Genomic DNA, 20,724 nt, shown 5'->3' with positions numbered 1-20,724 from the left:
CTTCACCCGATTCAATCACTTTAAATACTAACCATATTGGAGTTTCTTAATTGAAAAAATCTATACTTAAAAAATATAAATCCCTTATATCATACCTCTTCTGGGGCGTGGTCACCACGTTGGTTAATATCGTGGTCTTTGCTGTGTTAGTAGACCAATTACATATATTCTACCAAGTCAGTAACGTAATTGCTTGGTTCGTGTCGGTTTTGGTCGCTTACGTCAGTAACAAACTGTGGGTGTTCAATTCCCACACTTTAACCGCCAGCGATTTATTTGCCGAAGCGCTCCGCTTTTTCTTGATGCGGGCCGCTACGTTGGCGTTAGATATCGTCATCCTCTACGTAGGGATTTCCCTGCTCCACGGAAACGACATCTTCGTTAAAATCATTGATAACGTCGTCGTCATCATTTCTAACTATGCTTTTAGTAAATTAGTCGTTTTTCGGACGAAGAAAAAATGGGAGTAATCCCATTTTTTTATTGCTCTAATTTTTCTAAAGCCGTGGCTTCGTCAATCACTTCTACACCCAGGTCTTGCGCCTTAGTTAATTTGCTCCCGGCGTCCGCGCCCGCAATCAACACGTCCGTTTTTTTCGAAACCGAACCGGCCACGTCTGCACCTAAGTTCAACAGCTTTTCTTTCAACTCGTTACGGGTAAAATGCTCTAATTTACCAGTTAAGACCACCTTTTTACCGTTAAAATAGTTTTCTGGCGCTTCGCTTGGTTGCGCGCCAAGGTATTCCATATTCACGTCCACAGCCTTCAACTCGTCAATCATGTTGCGCGCCGCTTCACTTTGGAAGAAGGTTGCCAAATTATTGGCAAGCGTTTCACCAACCGTATCTACCGCGTCAAATTCCTCTACGGAAGCCTCCATTAACCGGTCCATTGAACCAAAAGCTTCGGCAAGGGTCCGGGCCATCTTGGTTCCTACGCCCTGGATTCCAAGTCCGTTAACCAAACGTTCCAAAGAATTTTGCCGACTACGGTCAATGGCTTCTAGGAGGTTATTGACCCGCTTTTCCTTAAACCCGTCTAATTGGCTTAGTTGGTCGGCAGTTAATTTATATAGATCGTCAAAATGGTGAATAAATCCCTTTGCATAAAGTTGCTGAATTTGTTTAGGCCCCAACCCCATAATATTCATTGCATTGCGGGATCCAAAGTGTTCCAAACGCGCAACGATTTGCGCGGGACAATCTGGGTTAATGCATCGTAAGGCTACTTCACCATTTAAATGTACCAATTCTTTACCACAAGAAGGACATTGATCGGGAATGGTCAAGTCCGCCACGTCTGCCGGACGCTTGTCCAAGACAACCCGCGTAATCTCTGGAATAATATCTCCTGCCTTATGCAATAGCACCGTGTCGCCAATCCGAACGTCTTTAGCAGTAAGTTGATCCACGTTATTCAAGGTTGCCCGACTCACCGTCGTTCCAGCTAGTTGCACCGGATCCATGACCGCCGTTGGGGTAACTACTCCCGTCCGACCCACTGACCATTCAATGTCACGCACCACAGTTGCTTCTTCTTCTGGGGGAAATTTATACGCAATTTCCCAACGCGGCACCTTAACCGTGTGACCCAATTTTGCTTGTAACCCTAAGTCATTAACCTTTAAAACGATTCCGTCAATTCCATAAGGCAAATCGTCGCGTTGGTCTTCATAACGCTCAATATAACCCCAAACTTCGTCTAAGCTGTGACAAACCGTTTGGGTGGGGTTAGTGTTAAATCCTAACTCTGCCATTGCCTGAATAGCCTCATGCTGGGTTTGTACACCCAAAACTTCGGGTTCCACCAGCGTATAGATAAACGTGTCGAGCTCGCGTGCTTTGGTAATTTGCGTGTTTAGTTGCCGCAAACTACCGGCCGCCGCGTTCCGTGGGTTAGCAAAAACGGATTTCCCCGCTGCCGATTGCTGTTCGTTTAACTTCGCAAACGCCGCCTTCGGCATGTAGCATTCTCCCCGGACTTCCAAAGAAAGCGGCCGACTAAGGGTCTGGGGAACCGATTTAATGGTCTTTAGATTCTTGGTAATGTCTTCACCAATATTACCGTCTCCCCGGGTGGAACCCTGCACTAGCTTACCGTCTTCATACACTAATGAAATCGCTAATCCGTCAATTTTAAGCTCCACGTTGTAATCAACCGGATGGCCCACATTTTTCTGAATACGCTGGTCAAATTCTGCCAGCTCTTCCTTAGAGAAAACGTCGCCCATCGACAGCATCGGTTCAGCGTGGGTAACCTTGGTAAATCCGGCAAGCACTTCGCCCCCCACGCGTTGGGTGATTGAATCTGGCGAAGCAATTTCTGGAAATGCTTGCTCTAAAGCTTGCAAGTCCGCATAATTTTCATCATAAACGTAATCTTCAACTTCGGGAGCATCCTTGGTGTAGTACAACTCACTCCAGCGGTCGAGCTTTTCACGGAGTTGTTCCGCAAGTTCGTTAGCTTCCGTTAGGTTCATTTTTTCAATTGGCTTCGGTAAACTCATCTTTTCTCTCCTATATCATGTTTCTATAAATTCAGGTCAAGTTCGATTGGACAGTGGTCTGATCCAAAAATCTCCGTATGAATTTTAGCATCCGCGAGTTGCTTGTCCAATGCTTGGGAGGTCACAAAATAATCGATTCGCCAACCCGCATTGTTGGCTCGCGCGTTAAACCGGTAGCTCCACCACGAGTAAACGCCCTCTTTATCAGGGTAGAAGTAGCGGTAGGTATCCGTAAATCCGCTTTGTAGCAACTCGGTAAACTTTTGCCGTTCTTCATCAGTAAAACCGGCGTTATGGTGGTTAGTGCGGTCGTTTTTCAAATCGATTTCTTCGTGAGCTACGTTTAAATCCCCACAAAAAATTACCGGCTTAGTGTCGGCAAGTTGTTTTACGTAAGCTCGGAAGGCGTCGTCCCAGTTCATTCGGTAATCCAAACGACGTAATTCCGGCTGTGAATTAGGAGTGTAGCAGGTAACCAAGAAAAATTCCTCGTACTCTAGGGTGATTACCCGTCCCTCTTGATCAAATTCAGGAATTCCTAAACCGTAAGAGACCGCCACCGGTTCCCGTTTAGTGAAGATGGCCGTTCCCGAATACCCCTTCTTTTCTGCATAATTCCAGTATTGGTGGTACCCCGGCAAATCCAGGTCAATTTGTCCTTCCTGTAGCTTGGTTTCTTGGACACAAAACATATCTGCATCCAACTCGTTGAAAACGTCCAAAAAGCCGTGCTTTACTGCCGCACGCAAACCATTCACATTCCACGAAATTAATTTCAAAACCGTGCCCCCCATTTCTAATTATCTCTTTTAATTATCGCACAACTTGACGGAAAATTATTAAAGTTTGTCTAGCAAACTAGGTTGTTTACCACTTACGGAACTTTACGTTTATAATCAAACTAGGAAGGTGATAAATTATGAAAATTAACGTTGCATTATCTAACGGGTACTTACCCGATCGTTTTGGCAAATACGCTCCCGCAGCCGACAAGCTTCACGATTTGCCAATTCGGTCTTTTCCCATTGAAATTAATGAGTTACCTACTGACACAGCAGCCTTAGCACTAACTTTAATTGATTACGACGCCGTTCCCGTTGCTGGCTTTCCGTGGATTCATTGGATCGCGACCGACATCGCCGTGACCAATCTGATTCCTGAAAACGCCAGCGCTTTGGAAAACGGGATGACCCAGGGAAAGAATAGTTACGTTTCTAAGTTTTTAGACGTGGATGATCCCGCAATTTTCGAACACTATTCGGGACCTAAGCCGCCTACCGACCACGAATATACGTTGACCGTTTACGCGCTCAAGGAACCTACTAACCTGCCTAAGGGATTTTATCTAAACGACTTAATGCGTAAAATCGAAGCATTAGCTTTAGATTCAGCGCAGATTAAGATTCCATCCCGCGGTTAAGTTTAGATCCTGATTGGTTACTATAGGGTAGAGTTACTAAAAAAACGCTTTTTAAGAATTGAATTCTCAAAAAGCGTTTTTTGGTTGTTTTTCTAATGTAATGCGACGGGTGCCAGCTCCTTAACTAAAAATCGGCAACGATGCCTAAACTAGACATAATTACCGATTCCTAACTAATATTCACAGTCTGCGCAATTTTAGTTCATTTCTTAATTTTTGTTTTGCCTTGCCCGGGCCATTTTATCCAACTGCTTCTGTGCTTTTTTAGAGCCCCGTTCTAGATCTTTACGCATTTTTCGTTGGTGAAAATCAGTAAAGAGGCTCTCCAAGTCATAATCCACGGGATACAATTTGTTGGCGGCCATTTTTAACCGCGTTCGTTTTCGTAAAACATTTTGAAAGCCATGTTCTACAAAGACTGCTACCGTGTCATCGCCGTGATCTTCGTAAACTAGTCCCACCTTTTTGAGTTCCGTTAAATAAGCCTGATCGCCTTTTTGGTACCTCAATTCGTTTTCGGATTTATCGGACAGATCATCAGTCTTCGCCAACTTAGGAAACTGTATTTTCTCGGTTGCATATTTCGCCTGATTGATAATATATTTATCTGCCCGCTGAATCAATACTTTGGGCATCCTCATTTTTTTGGCAATCCAAAGCGCCTGACTGTCGCCAACTTCACCAACCTGCAGTACGTACTTAGGAGTTAGTGTTTCACGATCAAATTTCATTGCGGCCGGCGTAAAATCCGCATGCTTTTTAGTGAAATTCTTAATCTCTCCATAATGGGTCGTAGCAACGATCAATGCTCCCTTTCGATACAAATCTTCCAGAATCGCAATCGCCAATCCGGCCCCTTCGTTAGGATCAGTTCCGCTGCCCAACTCATCTAATAAAACCAATGTATTGCGACCGGCCTTTTGAACAATCTTTGCAATATTTTTCATGTGGGCAGAAAAGGTGCTGAGTTGATTTTCAATATTCTGCTCATCGCCGATATCCACAAATAGTTGGTCAAAAACTGCTAATTCAGTCCCTGCTTGGGCAGGAACTTGTAATCCAGCCATCGCCATCAAGGTTAACAATCCCACTGTTTTCATGACGATTGTCTTACCACCCGCGTTAGCACCAGTAATAATCAATCCCCGGTAATCCTTTCCTAATTGAAAGTCTAACGGCACGGGGGCACCGACCAAGAACGGGTGCCGCCCTTGAATTATATTAATGCGCTCCGCTTGGTTGATTTGCGGAGTAATTCCACCGTATTCCCGGCTATACTTCGCCCTTGCAAAGATAATGTCAAACATTGTCACAGCGTCAATAGCATTTAAAATACTTGTTCTTTGTTCACTTAATTCGCCCGTTAATTCAGCTAAAATCTGATAGCTTTCAGATTCGATAACTGCCTTTTGAAACGCGCGTTTTTCGTTAAGCTTAGCGACTAAATCTAGCTCGATATAAACGGTTTGACCGTTACTTGATTGATCCACAATCGTACCAGGAACCTTAAATTTATAGGATACTTTAATTGGGACGGTTATCGAGCCTTGCTTTTCAACTATCAAAACGTCCTGGATCATCGGCTTGTTTTTAGGACTTCGCAAAAACTTCATTAGTTTATCTTGAATTTCGTCCTTGATAGTTTTAAATTGCCTCCGCGCCTTCCGAAGATCTCGAGAAGCATCATCTAATACTTCATAATCATCAACCTTTTGGTAAATGTGTTCCTCGGTAGTCGTGAATTTAGATAACGCCTGGCTGTACTTATACAGGGTTGGCGTCTGATACCGATTCTTTTCAAAGAATTTTTTTAACATCCGGTTACTACGCAAGAAATCTGCAAATTCGATTAGCTCCGCGGGTGTCAGAATCACGCCCTTATCAATTTTATTCATTAACCGGTTAATCTGTTTCAAGCCTAGTAATGGAATATATTGACCACTTTCAATAATTATTCGTGCTTCTTTAGTTTCTTGTTGTTTAACCCTGATACTTGCTAAATTGCTTTCAATTGGCATATTTTCAAGTTTCTCTTTACTAAAATCACCAACTGCTTTAGCAATAACTCCCCTTTTCACTCGGTCAAATTGTAATTTTTTAAATAATGATTGATCAAACATCTCTTTTTCCTCTCATAAAAGAGACACCTATCCGATAAAACCTAATTAAAACAAAAAAAGACCACAGTAATCCCCTGTCGTCTTCAAACTAAACTTAAAATTTATTTTGACAGGTATCGCTTGTAAAAGCATGCCAAAAAAACCGTCTTCCCCGGTTCAATTAGCGCCAATATTTACATTTAGATACTTGCCACGCTCATCAAAATTTCCCCATTCGTGTTTAGATAGGTTTTATCAACAAGTAAATTAACAAATTTTAATAAGCTCGTCAAATATTTACTTTTTAAGTCCTCATTACCAATTAGAATTCTTTAAATTATTTTTTTAAAGTTGCGTATTTAAATTTAGGGAGGTTACCCGCCATTCCAGCCTTGTACGTTGGTAAATATACAATTATGTCTCCACAATTAAATTCAATTGAAATTATATAACAAATTTGTTATATTTCTAAGTATTAAAGAGGTTGATTTATGTACGAAATTGATTTTTATTTTGACAGCAATGGAAAAAGCCCAGTATCCGATTATATTGTGGCTCTTTCTAAAAGCCACAAAAAAAATGATCGAGCTATTCTAAAAAAAATTATTCACCAGCTTGATTTGTTACAAGATTTAGGACCGCTCTTAAAAGAACCTCAGGTCAAATTTATAAAGGGCTATAAACATCCCCTGATGGAGCTAAGACCACAACCCGAAAGAATTTTTTACGCCTCTTGGAATAAAAATCGTTATATTCTGCTCCATCATTACTCTAAGAAAAAAAATCGAACCGATCCACGGGAAGTTCACATCGCGATTAACAGATTAGACGACTGGTTACAACGACATTAGAAAGGATTAGTTGATATGGCTACTTGGAACGAACTCAGAAAAAAAGTCACTAAGAATATTCCAACTGAAGAGTTAAACCTTATTGAAACTCTTACTTATCTACAAGAGCGTCGAATCAAGCTAAACATTACGCAAAAAGAGTTGGGTAAAAGAATTGGCATGGCACAATCTCGTATCGCTAAAATTGAAAGTCTTGACTCCACCCCTTCTCTAGAAACTCTAAATCGCTATGCACATGGTTTAGGATTGGAAATTAAACTAACTTTAAAACCATTCCTTCATAACCAGTAGTCGTTCTTTTCAATATAAACACTGCTCTAACTATAGTTCATAGATTCTATGTATAAAACTCATATTTAAAATAAAACAGAGGGCGAAATTCACAACTGAATTCCGTCCTCTGTTAATTTTTAACCATTTTCTTGAACCGTCCTTCTCCCCATGAAGAATGCTTCAAGTCTTTTCTCTCTTTATTTTTGCTAGCTTTTTAACCAGTCATATATTCTTGGCTGCGATCGCTAAATCGCTTCTCCGTAAAACCACATTTTCCATATTCTAGTACAGCTGTGCCGAAACGGGCTCCGAAACCCAGTCCCCTCCGGTTAACCAAATTAGGACATCAATCGCTCAACCCGCGATTAATGCCCTAATTAAGTTAGTCCTCGAGACCTAATCGGGTCCTCTAGATAAATTGAATCAACGTCATCACAATTGGTACGACTACGATGAATAGGATCGTACTTGTCGTTACCAAGTTGGTTGCGTATTTTACGTCACCATGTGATTCGTTTGCTAGGATTGGCATAACCGCTAATCCTGGTGCTGCTGCTTGCACAATCAATGTTTGCATTTCCATCGTTGGCAATACGTGTCCGGTGTGTGCACCAAGCAAAATCAAACCGGTAATTACCAATGGTGACAGTACGAAACGACCAAGTAATGCAAAGACCGTATCACGGTCGAAGTGGATACTCTTCAATCCGGCATCGTAAAGCACAATCCCAATGTAAATTAATGACAATGGGGTTACCAAATTACCCACGTAACTCAAGGTGTTACCTGCCCAACTTGGCACTGGCAAACCGAGTACCAACCAGATGATGGCAACGATAAAACCAAGAAGTGGTGGTGGAAGAAGCTTCTTCCAGTTCACTTTACGTTCTGTACCTTGGTCACCCTTTTGCTTAGTGGGGTCGTCGTTGGCAATCAAGAATACCCCGAACGCCCACGTCGAAACCGTGTTAGTTACGTAGTAAACCAAGAAATATGCCAAACTTTGCGAACCAAACAACGCAATGTTCAGTGGCAATCCAATGAAAATGGTGTTTGCGTTAACTACGGTATTCATAAAGAGTCCGCGACGTCCTGGGCGAACCTTTAATAGCTTAACCGTAATCCATGCGATGATATATCCAATAATTACTCCACCAAACGAATAAATCAATCCGCTTGATAAGCTAACTAGTTTTGGTAACGTTAAATACTTCATTACCGATACAAAAATTGAAGCTGGTAGAGCTACGTTCATAATTAATTTTGAAATACTACCACTAAAATGGTCGTCAAACCATCCCATTCCTCGTAGACCAAAGCCAAGGGCCATCATCAACAGAATGGTAATAATACTTTCAACGGACGTAATAAATGCCGCCATCTTACCCACTCTCTCTTTCTCTTTATAACGAGCTTTTGGAAAATCTTCTTAATTCCTGTACTTCTCTGCTGCACAGTCGAAACGTGTTTTTAAACCCAACTTTCTCCGGCTAACCAATCACAGCATCAATCGCCAAACCCGCGATTAATGCTGTGATCTAGTTAGTCCTCAGAAGCTACCCGGGTCTAAAAACACTCTAATTTTCTTAATCCTCGAAGATTACCCGAATTCACTCACTCTCTCTTTTGTTATTCGTCATTTTCAACGGATCGACCCACCGGTCAAAGTCCGCTTCATTCACCAAACCGCTCTTTAATGCAGCTTGTTTGAGGCTCAATCCTTCCCGACTTGCTAGTTGGGCAATCTCTGCCGCTTGATGATAACCAATATGTGGCGACAGCGCCGTCACGGTCATTAGTGATTGTTCCACCAAGTCCAGCATCCGGTCGGCGTTAATTTCAATTCCCGCGACCATCTTTTCGGTAAACTGAGCCACCACCCCGCTTAACAAATTGACGGAATCTAAAAAGTTGAAGATAATTACCGGTTTATAAACGTTCATCTCAAAGTTTCCTTGGCTAGCAGCAACGTTAATCGTTACGTCATTACCCATTACCTGAGTTGCTGCCATGGTCAATGCTTCCGCTTGGGTTGGATTAACCTTACCAGGCATGATTGAAGACCCGGGTTCGTTAGCCGGAATCGTCAATTCCCCATAACCAGCCCGCGGACCGCTTGCTAGGAAACGGATGTCATTAGCGATTTTTAACAAATCGGCTGCCAAAGTTTTCACCGCGCCGTGCACAGCTCCAATTCCAGAATGTGCACTAAGCCCGAAGAACTTATTTTGGGTCGTAAATCGTAAGTCGTACACCTTACTCAATTCGTTGACCATTTCTAAGTCATAACCGGCAGGAGCGTTCAATCCCGTTCCCACTGCGGTTCCCCCAATCGGTAGCTCTAATAACGTATCCTTGAGCTTCGCTAAGTAATCTAAATCATGTTCTAACGTACTTACCCAACCGCTAATTTCTTGGCCGAAAGTCAAGGGCGTTGCATCTTGTAGATGGGTTCGCCCGATTTTAACCACGTCCCAATACTGTCTTTGTTTTTCCGTTAATGTGGCAATCAAGTTTTTAATCACTGGTAGAAGGTGGTTAATTGCTTGACTCGCCGCAATGTTCATTGCCGTAGGGAAGTCGTCATTAGAACTTTGCGATTTGTTGACGTCGTCGTTAGGTAAAAGCGCCAAATCAGAATCAATTTGTTGGGCAACGTGCACAATCACTTCGTTGACGTTCATGTTCGTCTGGGTTCCCGAACCAGTTTGGAAAACGCGCAGGGGGAAATCCTGCATTAAAGTTGCATCATCTAAGGCCAATAATTGGTCACTCGCCTTTTGAATTAACCGCGTTTTTTCGGTAGGTAATAATCCAAACCGATTGTTCACCCCCGCAGCCGCCTTTTTGACGTTAATTAATGCTCGAATTACTTCGACTGGCATCAACGGTCCCGTCGCAAAATTGTGCCGACTGCGTTCAGTTTGTGCGCCCCATAAAGCCTGTTGAGGCACCTTTACCTTTCCTAATGTATCTTCTTCAATTCGATAGTCCGCCATCGTTATCGCTCCTAATTTTTAGTATTCAGGAGTCCACCGGGTATCTGCCACCGCTTTTTTCACGTCGGTGATGGTTTCTTTTGTCAATCCTTGATCAACTGCACTTTGGGCAATGCCTTCCGCAACCGTTTGTGAGAATTCACTCAACTTGGAAACTGGTGGCAATACCGCTGCTCCTGGTTTGCTTACGTCTACGATACCGCCCAATGAATGAGCAGCCTTAGAAATCATTGTATCATTTAATACTTTAGCAGTTGAGGCAATGACCCCTAAACCTAAACCAGGGTAAACCAACGCGTTGTTAGCTTGACCAATTTGGTAAGTAACGCCGTTGTATTCAATATCATCAACCGGGATTCCGGTAGCAATCAAGGCGCGACCATCCGTCCATTTCAACAAGTCTTCCGCCTTTGCTTCAGCTAACTTAGTTGGGTTAGACAATGGGAAGATAATTGGGCGTTCCGTATGAGCAGCCATTTCACGAACCACTTCTTCGGTGAAGGCACCTGGTTTTGTAGAAGTACCCACCATGATAGTTGGGTGAACTGCCTTCACTACGGATAGCAAGTCGGTCAATTCTTCTGGGTTTTCAAATTCGCTGCGCTTACGTGCAAATGGCTTTTGTTCCGGCGTCAACGTTTCGTCATCATCAAACAAAAGACCTTGCTTGTCGACCATGTAGAAGTGTTTCTTAGCTTCTTCTTCGGACAAGCCGTTTTCAACCATTTCTGCGTAAATCCGGCTCAAGATTCCGGCACCTGCAGTTCCAGCACCGAAGCTTAGGTAAACTTGGTCCGTAATCTTTTGCTTAGAAATATTTAGGGCACCTAAAATACCAGCCAAAGTAATAATTCCGGTACCTTGAATGTCATCGTTGAAAATTACGTAACGATCCTTGTACTTGTTCAAAATCTTTGCCGCGTGGTCACGTCCAAAGTCTTCAAAGTGCAGATACATATTTGGGAATAGGTTTTCTGCAGTTTGAACAAATTGATCCACAAATTCAAAGTAACGGTCGCCCTTGATCCGTTCGTGACGGTTACCAAGGTACATTGGATCCTTCAACAACTTTTCGTTGTTGGTTCCTACATCCAATACAACTGGAAGAACTTGGCTTGGGTCAATTCCAGCAGCAGCGGTATAAACCATCAACTTACCAACCGAAATGTCGACACCGTTAGTTCCCCAGTCACCGATTCCTAAAATACCTTCTGCATCAGTAACTACGATTAAACGAATGTCTCGACCATCAGCCGCGTTCTTCAACGCCGTTTCCATGTTATCTGGATCATCAATGGAAAGGAAAGTTGCGTTTTGTGATTGAACATAAAGCTCACTGTAGTTTTCGATCGTATCCGCAATGGTAGGATCGTAAACAATTGGCATAAATTCAACAACGTGTTCACTGAACAACTTGTAGAACAGTACCCGGTTTTCGTTGAAAATTTGCATCAAGAATAACCGTTTTTCTAAATCATTAGCCTTAGTTTGAAATTGAGCGTAAGTTTGTGCTACCTGTTCATCCAAAGTTTGGATGTATGGTGGAATCAAACCGTTAAGCCCTAACTGATCGCGTTCTGCTTTTGTAAAAGCAGTTCCCTTATTTAAATAAGGATTGTTCAAAATACTCATTGCTTTTTCAGTCATTTTGCTTTCCTCCAATTTTTTATTACGCGGTAAGTTTAAGACTCCTGGATTGCTATAGTCAAATTATTAGCATATTATAAATTATTTTTATATTTAACCGAAAAAGCTTGATATAATAGGGTTATGGAGGAACGTTATGAACACTAAAGATTTAAAATATTTTCATTCGCTAGTAAAAAATAAAAATTTTTCTACGGTTGCTGAAGAATTTAACGTTAGTCAACCCACTATCAGCATGGCTATCCGACGCTTAGAAGATACTTTTCAAACCACGCTGTTCACCCGGGATCAAGGCCGACACCATTTGTCCGTCACCCTAAGCGGCCAACAACTGGATGAACACGTGCAAGCAATCTTGGATCACCTAACCGTCGCCCAAAATAGCATTAAAAATATCAATACAAAAAAATTAATCTTGGGTCTGCCACCCATTATGACCAAGTACTTTTTCCCGCGGATTGCCAAACGCCTTACCGAACAAAATTTGTTAAAGGCCATCGTGCCCGTGGAAAAAGGGTCGGCTGAGCTAGAGGAAATGCTGCTTGCTGGGACCCTCGACATGTCCCTAATGGGGGCCATCGAAAAGCAATTCAACGAAAATCTAGCTTACCAACATTTGGGCAACGACCATTTTGTCGCAATTGTCGGTAACCAATCGCCCTTCTTTTCTCGCGACAAAATCTGGTTCTCCGAATTAAAAAACGAGTCGTTTATCACCTTTGATAGCAATTTTGTTCATGCGGAGGCTCTGCGTAATTTCAGCAACATTACCAATTTTCGGACTAACGTGGTTTACCAAAGCAATGATTCCCAAGTAATTCAAGAAATGGTGGCCCAAAACATAGGGGTGGGTTTTATCGTCAATTCTGCGGTAATTAAACGCCCGGACGTTCGGGTTCTGCCCTTTTTCGATGAAGAGCAACCCTTGTTTTACATGAACCTGGTCCAACGTAAAGACCGGATCTTAAGTCCTTACCAACAAAGAATTGCCGATTTGATTCGGGAGTAGTCAATAAAAGTCGAATAGTTAGTGCGTGCTAATATAAAAAGCGGTTATTATGCCAATTCCAGACATAATAACCGCTTTTGGGATTAAGCAAGCGCCCTCGAATTTTGTTAACCAGCTCACGCTGAAAATTCTCGTGCTTCTTTGCTGCATGGCCGAAATGGGCTCCGTAACCCACCTCTCTCCGGTTAACCAAAATACCGGCTCAATCGCCAAAAGCGCGATTAATCCGGCATTTCTGTTAATCCTTGCGCTTCTTTGCTACATAGCCGAAATGGACTCCGTAACCCAGCTCTCTCCGGTTAACCAAAATGCGGCATCAATCGCCTAAACCGCGATTAATGCCGCATTTCCGTTAATACTTGCGCTTTCCTGCTGTATAGTCAAAATGGGCTCCAGTGCCCGGGTAATCTCTTCCGGTTAACCAAAATACCGGCTCAATCGCCAAAAGCGCGATTAATCCGGCATTTCTGTTAATCCTCGGAGATTACCCGGGCACTTCCGCCCTCTAGTTTTTAAACCATTCGTCAATTTCCTTATATTCTTGTTCGCTAAGTTCAATTTCCGTTGCCTTTGCGTTGCTTTCCACTTGTTCCGGTTTGCGTGCTCCTGGAATTACCACGCTGATGGCCGGATTCTTCAAGTACCACGCCAAGATCACTTGCGCCACGGTCGCTTGTTTTGCTTCCGCAATTTGGCGTACCTTTTCAGTTGCTTCAATTATCTGATTAAATTGAGCTTCCGAGTACTGGTCAAAGCGTTCATGATCTTTCTTCGTATATTTTCCCGTAAGAATTCCGGACGCCAATGGGAAGTATGGTACAAAAGAAATTTGGTGTTCTGCGAGATAGGGGAACAATTCCTTTTCTGCATCCCGGTGCACTAAACTATAATCATCTTCGACAACGTCGATCACGTCTTCCACGTTAGCTTCCTTAATTTGTGCTAGGGAGAAATTAGAAACTCCAATGGCTTTAATTTTTCCTTCTTTACGTGCCTTAACTAACGCGTTGATTGCCTCGTATTTGTTAGTAGTTTCGTCTGGAAAATGGATGTAAAAAATATCGATATAGTCTGTTTTCAACCGCCGCAAAGCTGCGTCGATTTGTAACGTCAAAAATTCTGGATCGTTGTTGGGGTGGTAATCATGCAACGGATCTTGGGCCGCCTTAGTTGCCAAAACCACTTTAGAGCGGTCGTAATCTTGTAAAACGTCGCCAATAATCTCTTCTGAACGGCCCTTCCCATAAATAAAGGCGGTATCTAGCAATTGAATTCCTTCATCCAACGCCTTCCGCACGACCGCATAACCATCTTCATCCTTTAAATTCGGGAACAAATTATGTCCGCCAACTTTATTAGTTCCTAATCCTAACGCCGTGGTTTCTACGTCACTTTTACCAATTCGAACTAAATTTGCCATACGATTACCTCCAGTTATATTTTCGTGATTAGCATAACAGATAATCGAAAAAAAGGGACCCCTTTAGTTTTAATAGTTCTGCCAATAAACATTTGACGCAGCAAGTTTTTGCCATCAGGACATTACCGCGCTTTCCTGCTGCATGGCCGAAAAGGGCTCCAGTGCCCAATCTCTTCCGGTTAACCAAAATACCGGCTCAATTGCCAAAAGCGCGATTAATCCGGCATTTCTGTTAATCCTTGCGCTTCTTTGCCGCATAGCCGAAATGGGCTCCGTAACCCAGCTCTCTCCGGTTAACCAAAATGCGGCATCAACCGCCTAAACCGCGATTAATGCCGCATTTCCGTTAATCCTTGTGCTTCTTTGCCGCGTAGTCGAAATGGGCTTCAGTGCCCAATCTCTTCCGGTTAACCAAAATACCGGCTCAATCGCCAAAAGCGCGATTAATCCGGCATTTCTGTTAATCCTCAGAGATTACCCGGGCACTTCCGCCCTCTGTTTTATGTATTCCTCTACGTATTTTCGATTTCCGTGCTGTAGCGTTACTACCAAGGTATCGCCCGCCTTAATTACCGTATCTCCAGACGGAACAATTGCGCGCGGGCCCCTCTGAATACTAATCAATAAACTATGTGCGGGCCATTGCGCGTTGCGGACTGCCGCCCCGTCAAATTGGGAGCCTTCCTTTACAAATACTTCCACCCGTTCTTGGCGACCCTGCGGTTCCGCTAAAATATCCGGTACCAACTGGTGGAGCAACGATTCGTAAATTGGTTCGCCGCCCAATAAATCCAACACAATGTAGGCCACTAGCGCCACCACCGCTAACGGCATTAAATGCTGCAACGACCCCACCATTTCAGTAATCAACAGGATGGCCGTAAACGGTGCCTTCCCAATTGAGGCAAAGTAGCCCGCCATGGCGTAAATCACAAAGTTAGGTAAGTAACGGGCGTCGATCAACCCCCAGTGTGCCATTATGCTTACGTAAAGGGCGCCACTTACCGCTCCGAGCGTTAATATAGGAAGAAAAATTCCACCCGGTAGCCCTGAACCGTACGAAACCATGGAGAAAACAAACCGAATCACTAGTAAAATCAAGAGCGTTACAAACACCGGATTTTGCGCCGCAATCGTGGTAATCAGCGTGTTTCCCCCGCCAAGGTAGGCCGGCCATCCCCAGCCTACCGGAATAATTAAGATAAAGGGTACTAAACTATCCAACCATCGCGGTAAAAATTTAATTTTACCGTACCAAGTCTTTAATTTCAGCGTGCAGATTTGATACAACCGGCCAAAAAGTCCCAGTAAAATTCCTAATACCAACAAGTGCCAGTATAAATTAAGCGGCAGTGCGTGGGGATAAACAATTGCCAACACGGGGGTTAGCCCAAAAAAGGTCAGCGAAATGAAGTTTGCCACCACCGCACTCGTCAGCGCACTAATCCACACTAAGGTGGAAAAGTTGTGGTAAATTTCTTCTAGCACGAACAGGGTGCTCGCAATCGGAGCATTAAAGGCTGCGGATAGACCGGCAGCAGCTCCGCCGGCGATTAACACCCGGCGTTGCGAACCGCGGTACCGCAAAGTTTCGCTCCAGCCTTGCCCTACGGCTGCTCCTAGCTGAATCGAAGGGCCTTCTCGTCCTAACATTAGTCCCGAACCAATTGCTAAAATACCCCCGACAAACTTTTTCCACAATACCGGCCACCATTGTTCCTCGTATTCTCCCGATAGCTGTCCTTCAATTTGGGGAATCCCGGATCCCGAAATATCTGGCGTCGTTTTAACTAAAAAGCCTACTCCGACTGCTAAAATAAGATTTAACAGGACAATCCACTGCCAGTCGGTGGAAAAATTTTGGTATAGCTGTTGGAAAAAGATTAATAGCTTTTCAATCGTCAGTCGAAAAATACTAACAATTAATCCGATTAAACCGCCCACCACTACTGAATTCAACAGGGTTGATAGACGGGTGTCTTCAATTTTTAAATGCATCAGCATTCCACCTCGTTCAAAAGATTAACCTTACTTATGTTAGCATAACTAAAACTCTCGCCAAGTTTTGAATTTAGGATTTGTTAGAAACCTGTATAATGGATTGGTAAGAATAATTGAGGATGGTGTTATAAATGAAAAAAGTAGTTAGCTTTGCAGGGTTTAACACCTTGTTTAACGTGCAACCCTTCTACGAAGCGGTTGGACGAATTGGCAACCGCTACGATATTGACGAAAAGAAGGTTCGGGATACTTACCGCCAAAAAGAACAAGCTTTAATGCAACAAAGTGAGTTTATGAAGTACTCTAAACTAATGGAAGTGGCTCTAAACGAAACTGCGGAAGAACTAAACTTCACGATTGACCCAAGTGATTTTAGTGACGTTTTAATTGCTCACACGGTAATGGAGCCGTTCCCCGATGCACCAACTGCACTATATAACATTAAAGAAAAAGGCTACGAGACTGTCTTACTGACCAACCACTCTAAAGATTTAATTCAAGCTAACGTGGTTAAACTGGAACATAATTTTGACCAAATCATCACCGCCGAAGACGTCCAGGCCTACAAACCTAACGCACGATTCTTCGCATACGTTGCCCAACAGTTAGGTGACGTTGACGAACACGTTCACATCGCGGTCGACCCTACTAAGGATATCCAACCGGCCCAAGCAGCAGGCTGGCAAGTAATCCAAATTGACCGCCAGGACGACAACGCTAAGGTAGCTTCCTTAATGGACGCCGTAGATCAATTGGACTAAGACAAGCTTAGCGACCAAAGTGAAATAATTACCGACAAGCTCGTAACCTAATGAAAACAGGAACCAGAATTTAAGCTCTGGTTCCTGTTTTTTTAAACCGACAAATGCAGAATTGGAAATAGTTACTAACTCTAAGATTCCGGAAGCGCGACAATTTGTCAATTAAGGGTGTTTAAATCGCTTCTAACGACTAATATTTCTCCGTATAAACAGAGATAGTCCCGTTTTATTTTAATAACCCGCTTTAATAGTTTAACGTGTGATATAATCTCCGTAGAGTGTATAACCTACTGCTCATCCTTCTAAATATTAGAAGAACACAAACACTACGCTGTTTAACCAGGAGTTAAAAATTAATGACTACTATATCTAAAAACAATATTATTCTAGGAGAATTTTTGAAAGGTTTCTATGACCCGCAATTTACATGGGACGCGGAAGAAACTAACGGGCTAACCGAAATTTGCCAACCGCTGGCCCAGTCTGCCGCTTACTACGACATTCCCGTCTACGTTTTAGCTAACGGGATTGGGCAAAAAAAGCAAGCTAATTTACATATTGAACCTGTGCAAGTTAACCCTCAGCGATATAAATTAACGCTATACTTTATCCGTTGGGAGCTTGCGTTAAATTTTTTGGTCCAGCATCCCGAATTTGAAAAAGTAGCTTTAGTTGACGCTACCGATGTTACTGTACTCAACTATCCCTTTGACCAAGTAGAAGATCAGTTTTTATATTTTGGCGACGAAATTAACTACTTAGATGCGGGAATTATTAAAAGGGATCCCAAAACGCCCGAAATGAGGAACTTTTTCGAAGAAAATCCCGAACTACAGCTACTCAACCCAGGGGTGATCGTGGGAACGCGAGAAACGATTATTGAATTTTTAACAATCTTCGTTAGCATCTTTAATCGTATTCAAGTAGAAGAAATGCGCGGAGTGCCGGAACAAAGGCTGGGTAACTACGAGATGTCTTTAGTTAACTACATCGCTTACCGGTACTTTTATAACCGGATCAGACATGGCCGCGAAGTCAGTACCCTTTTTATGTACAATGAACGTACTAGCGGTGCATGGTTTAAGCACAAATAACGGGTGGTAAAAAATGGATATTAAAAAATTAATGCATATGCTTGATAAGCAAGAATGGATTGTTGAAAATGCGGGAGATGACGGGACCGGAGCAACGATTGAGATGGGTCAAAATCAAGGGATTTTAATTCTACAATTAAACCCCAATGGAAAGGTCTCCTTCCCAACTCGAATGGGATTTCTTCCCCCTGAGTATTGCAACTGGCAGTTTAACGAAGCTCAACAATTAGTTGAACTCATGGATAAGGACTACCAAATAACGACAAGCTTTAGCCTTCCTCAAAAGGAGGGCTTGCATTTAATCATGAGGGAACATAACCCGCAAGGTATTTCGCGAAGACTAATTACGCGTCCTAAGTTATTTAAAGAAATAAGGAAACCTATCATTCCTGCTCCACAACTAGCGGCTGGCAAAATGATTTTAACTAAAAACTATCAACCTGATTCTAAAATAGGAAAAATCGCAAAAAACAATGTCTTGGGAGTCCACCGCATTCAAAATGACCTAAAACATTTGGCTGGTGTCAATGAAATTCTCAATTACCTAATAGAGCATTCCGCTTTGAAAGAAATCGCCGTTATCAGTGATGAAAATTTACAGGACAATCCGTTTGTAAAGTTAGATCGTTCCAAAATTAGAGTCAATAGTTCGTTAACCATTTTGGTTGCTTCAAGAGCGCTGCTGATCGAACTTCTGGGACAGGTCCTGATTGAAGCCTATCACCAAGCATTTGAAAACCAAATCATGCAAGATGAAGACGTTCCGGTTTCAATTAAAAATACCCTGGAAACTAAATTTAAAGATCGGGTCCAATGGATATAAATTTAAATACCACTAATACTAAATAAATATTTGGAGGCTGGGAATTTTCCCTCAGCCTCTTTTTTGATTACTAAAAAACACTCGTTTGTCTCAATCGGGTATTATTTTTAAACGTAGTTATCTTCCCCATTAAAGAGAGCACTTAAACACCTTAAAAACGCCTGTACTATAGTAATTTCTTGTGGTCGTTCTCGACAAAACTTTCTATTTCTAAATTACTTACAAATAGTTTATAATTATCTTGAAGTTCAGAAAGCGCTTTCTTAAACTTCATCATTCTTAAATATTTATGGAGGTACAGACATGGCAGATAAATACATTCTGGCCATCGACGAGGGGACCACGAGCACGCGTGCGATCATATTCGATCATGCTGGGCGCAAAGTTGCCGATGCGCAACGCGAATTTACGCAATATTTCCCTAAGCCGGGGTGGGTAGAACACAATGCCAACGAAATTTGGAACGCCGTTTCGTCTACGATTGCGAATGCTTTTATTGACTCAGGCATCAAGCCCAGTCAAATTAGCGGAATTGGGATTACCAATCAACGGGAAACGACCGTCATTTGGGATAAGAAAACTGGCTTGCCAATTTATAACGCAATCGTATGGCAATCGCGGCAAACTGCTGATATTGCCGACCAACTAATTAAAGACGGCTATGGCGACCTGATTCACCAAAAAACCGGCTTGGTAACCGACGCCTACTTCTCCGCGACTAAAATTCGCTGGATTCTCGACCACATTAACGGTGCTCAAGAACGTGCCGAGCGCGGTGAACTCCTTTTTGGCACCATCGACACGTGGCTAGTTTGGAAACTAACCGATGGTGCTGTTCATGTGACTGACTACTCCAACGCTAGCCGGACCATGCTTTACAACATTCACGAGTTGAAATGGGACTCCGAGATTTTGCAATTATTAAACATTCCTGAAGCCATCCTGCCAGAAGTTAAGCCAAATTCGATGGTTTACGGTAATACCAAGGATTACCACTTTTATGGTAGCGAAGTTCCGATTGCTGGAATGGCCGGTGACCAACAGGCGGCCCTCTTCGGCCAGCTCGCGTTTGAACCCGGCATGGTCAAGAATACTTACGGGACCGGCGCCTTTACCGTAATGAACATTGGTGAGCAACCGCAATTATCCGATAATAATTTATTAACCACCATTGGTTACGGTATTAATGGCAAGGTTTACTATGCTTTGGAAGGAAGCATTTTTGTAGCCGGTTCGGCAATCCAGTGGCTGCGGGACGGAATGCAGCTCTTCAAAAAGGCTTCCGATTCAGAAGCCGCCGCGTTAGCTTCGCAAAATGAAAACGAAGTCTACGTGGTTCCCGCCTTCACTGGTCTAGGTGCGCCTTACTGGGATTCCGACGCCCGGGGTGCCGTATTCGGGATTACCCGCGGAACTACCAAAGAAGACTTTATCAAGGCAACCCTGCAATCCCTTGCGTACCAATCACGGGACGTTCTTGACACGATGAAACGTGATTCAGGAATCGACATCCCGGCAATGCGGGTGGACGGCGGCGCCTCCAACAACAATTACCTGATGCAATTCCAGGCTGATATTTTAGGAATTGAGATACACCGGGCCCATGATTTAGAAACTACCGCGCTGGGAGCAGCCTTCCTAGCCGGCCTAGCCGTTGGTTATTGGCAAGATCTCGACGAGTTAAAAGCTGAATACCAACCTGGAAAAATCTTCAAACCACAGATGGGCGAAGAAGAACGCCGCGACCTTTATCAAGGTTGGCAAGAAGCCGTGGCTGCAACCCGAAATTTTAAGCACCAACCGCGTAAAGCAAACTAAC

At 43.1% G+C, this 20,724-nt stretch carries 19 protein-coding genes; 11 read left to right on the top strand and 8 right to left on the bottom strand.

Annotated elements, in window-relative coordinates:
• Positions 1–50 precede the first annotated feature (50 nt).
• The gene (locus tag I6H64_RS00250) at positions 51–470 is read left to right on the top strand and encodes a GtrA family protein (RefSeq protein ID WP_005918139.1); all 420 of its coding nucleotides are present in this window, start codon (positions 51–53) and stop codon (positions 468–470) included.
• A gap of 10 nt (positions 471–480) precedes the next feature.
• On the opposite strand, the gene ligA is transcribed toward I6H64_RS00250, so the two are convergent.
• Both ligA and I6H64_RS00240 read right to left on the bottom strand, forming a co-directional pair.
• Entirely contained in the window at positions 481–2,508 is a 2,028-nt protein-coding gene (gene ligA / locus I6H64_RS00245; protein ID WP_008841740.1) for an NAD-dependent DNA ligase LigA, read from the bottom strand.
• A gap of 23 nt (positions 2,509–2,531) precedes the next feature.
• Entirely contained in the window at positions 2,532–3,287 is a 756-nt protein-coding gene (locus I6H64_RS00240) for an exodeoxyribonuclease III (protein WP_024862911.1), read from the bottom strand.
• Positions 3,288–3,427: 140 nt separating this feature from the next.
• On the opposite strand from I6H64_RS00240, the gene I6H64_RS00235 reads away from it, so the two are divergent.
• A complete protein-coding gene (locus I6H64_RS00235) occupies positions 3,428–3,928 on the top strand; it encodes a YbhB/YbcL family Raf kinase inhibitor-like protein (protein ID WP_008841739.1) in 501 nt (166 codons plus the stop codon).
• A gap of 209 nt (positions 3,929–4,137) precedes the next feature.
• Here the strand turns inward: I6H64_RS00235 and I6H64_RS00230 are convergent, their stop codons facing one another.
• The gene (locus tag I6H64_RS00230; protein WP_008841738.1) at positions 4,138–6,048 is read right to left on the bottom strand and encodes an endonuclease MutS2; all 1,911 of its coding nucleotides are present in this window, start codon (positions 6,046–6,048) and stop codon (positions 4,138–4,140) included.
• 470 nt (positions 6,049–6,518) lie between these two features.
• On the opposite strand from I6H64_RS00230, the gene I6H64_RS00225 reads away from it, so the two are divergent.
• Together I6H64_RS00225 and I6H64_RS00220 are read left to right on the top strand one after the other, a co-directional pair.
• Positions 6,519–6,878 (top strand): type II toxin-antitoxin system RelE/ParE family toxin, encoded by a 360-nt coding sequence (locus I6H64_RS00225; protein WP_008841737.1) that lies wholly within the window; start codon positions 6,519–6,521, stop codon positions 6,876–6,878.
• A 15-nt stretch (positions 6,879–6,893) separates the two neighbouring features.
• Positions 6,894–7,169 carry a helix-turn-helix domain-containing protein gene (locus tag I6H64_RS00220; protein WP_002829673.1) on the top strand — a complete coding sequence of 92 codons (276 nt, stop codon included), beginning with the start codon at positions 6,894–6,896 and terminating at the stop codon, positions 7,167–7,169.
• 391 nt (positions 7,170–7,560) lie between these two features.
• Here I6H64_RS00220 and I6H64_RS00215 read toward each other — a convergent pair whose 3' ends face one another.
• The 3 genes from I6H64_RS00215 to I6H64_RS00205 all read right to left on the bottom strand — a co-directional run bounded on the left by I6H64_RS00215 (position 7,561) and on the right by I6H64_RS00205 (position 11,797).
• Positions 7,561–8,532, bottom strand: a complete 972-nt coding sequence (locus I6H64_RS00215; RefSeq protein WP_002829672.1) for an AEC family transporter — start codon at positions 8,530–8,532, stop codon at positions 7,561–7,563.
• Positions 8,533–8,761: 229 nt separating this feature from the next.
• The gene (locus I6H64_RS00210) at positions 8,762–10,150 is read right to left on the bottom strand and encodes a class II fumarate hydratase (RefSeq protein ID WP_005918164.1); all 1,389 of its coding nucleotides are present in this window, start codon (positions 10,148–10,150) and stop codon (positions 8,762–8,764) included.
• A gap of 18 nt (positions 10,151–10,168) precedes the next feature.
• Positions 10,169–11,797 carry a malolactic enzyme gene (locus I6H64_RS00205; protein ID WP_002829670.1) on the bottom strand — a complete coding sequence of 543 codons (1,629 nt, stop codon included), beginning with the start codon at positions 11,795–11,797 and terminating at the stop codon, positions 10,169–10,171.
• Between the two features lie 136 nt (positions 11,798–11,933).
• Here I6H64_RS00205 and I6H64_RS00200 point away from each other — a divergent pair, with 136 nt between their 5' ends.
• The gene (locus tag I6H64_RS00200) at positions 11,934–12,806 is read left to right on the top strand and encodes a LysR family transcriptional regulator (RefSeq protein ID WP_008841734.1); all 873 of its coding nucleotides are present in this window, start codon (positions 11,934–11,936) and stop codon (positions 12,804–12,806) included.
• A gap of 49 nt (positions 12,807–12,855) precedes the next feature.
• Complete coding sequence (locus I6H64_RS10065; RefSeq protein ID WP_036685471.1) at positions 12,856–13,134, top strand: hypothetical protein; 279 nt, start codon at positions 12,856–12,858, stop codon at positions 13,132–13,134.
• Positions 13,135–13,311: 177 nt separating this feature from the next.
• Here the strand turns inward: I6H64_RS10065 and I6H64_RS00190 are convergent, their stop codons facing one another.
• Complete coding sequence (locus tag I6H64_RS00190) at positions 13,312–14,226, bottom strand: aldo/keto reductase (RefSeq protein ID WP_008842474.1); 915 nt, start codon at positions 14,224–14,226, stop codon at positions 13,312–13,314.
• 142 nt (positions 14,227–14,368) lie between these two features.
• On the opposite strand from I6H64_RS00190, the gene I6H64_RS00185 reads away from it, so the two are divergent.
• The gene (locus I6H64_RS00185; protein ID WP_008842473.1) at positions 14,369–14,548 is read left to right on the top strand and encodes a hypothetical protein; all 180 of its coding nucleotides are present in this window, start codon (positions 14,369–14,371) and stop codon (positions 14,546–14,548) included.
• A gap of 152 nt (positions 14,549–14,700) precedes the next feature.
• Here I6H64_RS00185 and I6H64_RS00180 read toward each other — a convergent pair whose 3' ends face one another.
• A complete protein-coding gene (locus I6H64_RS00180) occupies positions 14,701–16,224 on the bottom strand; it encodes a ClC family H(+)/Cl(-) exchange transporter (protein WP_056985180.1) in 1,524 nt (507 codons plus the stop codon).
• Positions 16,225–16,358: 134 nt separating this feature from the next.
• On the opposite strand from I6H64_RS00180, the gene I6H64_RS00175 reads away from it, so the two are divergent.
• The 4 genes from I6H64_RS00175 to glpK all read left to right on the top strand — a co-directional run bounded on the left by I6H64_RS00175 (position 16,359) and on the right by glpK (position 20,723).
• On the top strand, positions 16,359–16,988 hold the full coding sequence (locus I6H64_RS00175) for an HAD-IA family hydrolase (protein WP_008841568.1): 630 nt from the start codon (positions 16,359–16,361) through the stop codon (positions 16,986–16,988).
• A gap of 356 nt (positions 16,989–17,344) precedes the next feature.
• On the top strand, positions 17,345–18,082 hold the full coding sequence (locus I6H64_RS00170; RefSeq protein ID WP_008841569.1) for a hypothetical protein: 738 nt from the start codon (positions 17,345–17,347) through the stop codon (positions 18,080–18,082).
• 13 nt (positions 18,083–18,095) lie between these two features.
• Positions 18,096–18,905 (top strand): hypothetical protein, encoded by an 810-nt coding sequence (locus I6H64_RS00165; protein ID WP_005918188.1) that lies wholly within the window; start codon positions 18,096–18,098, stop codon positions 18,903–18,905.
• Positions 18,906–19,208: 303 nt separating this feature from the next.
• Positions 19,209–20,723, top strand: a complete 1,515-nt coding sequence (glpK, locus tag I6H64_RS00160) for a glycerol kinase GlpK (RefSeq protein ID WP_005918190.1) — start codon at positions 19,209–19,211, stop codon at positions 20,721–20,723.
• Position 20,724 lies beyond the last annotated feature (1 nt).

The sequence above is a fragment of the Pediococcus acidilactici genome (assembly GCF_016127815.1).
In the GTDB taxonomy this organism is placed as follows: Bacteria; Bacillota; Bacilli; order Lactobacillales; family Lactobacillaceae; genus Pediococcus; species Pediococcus acidilactici.
Note: the sequence above shows the minus strand (reverse complement) of the source record. Positions and strands in the feature narration are given on the sequence as shown.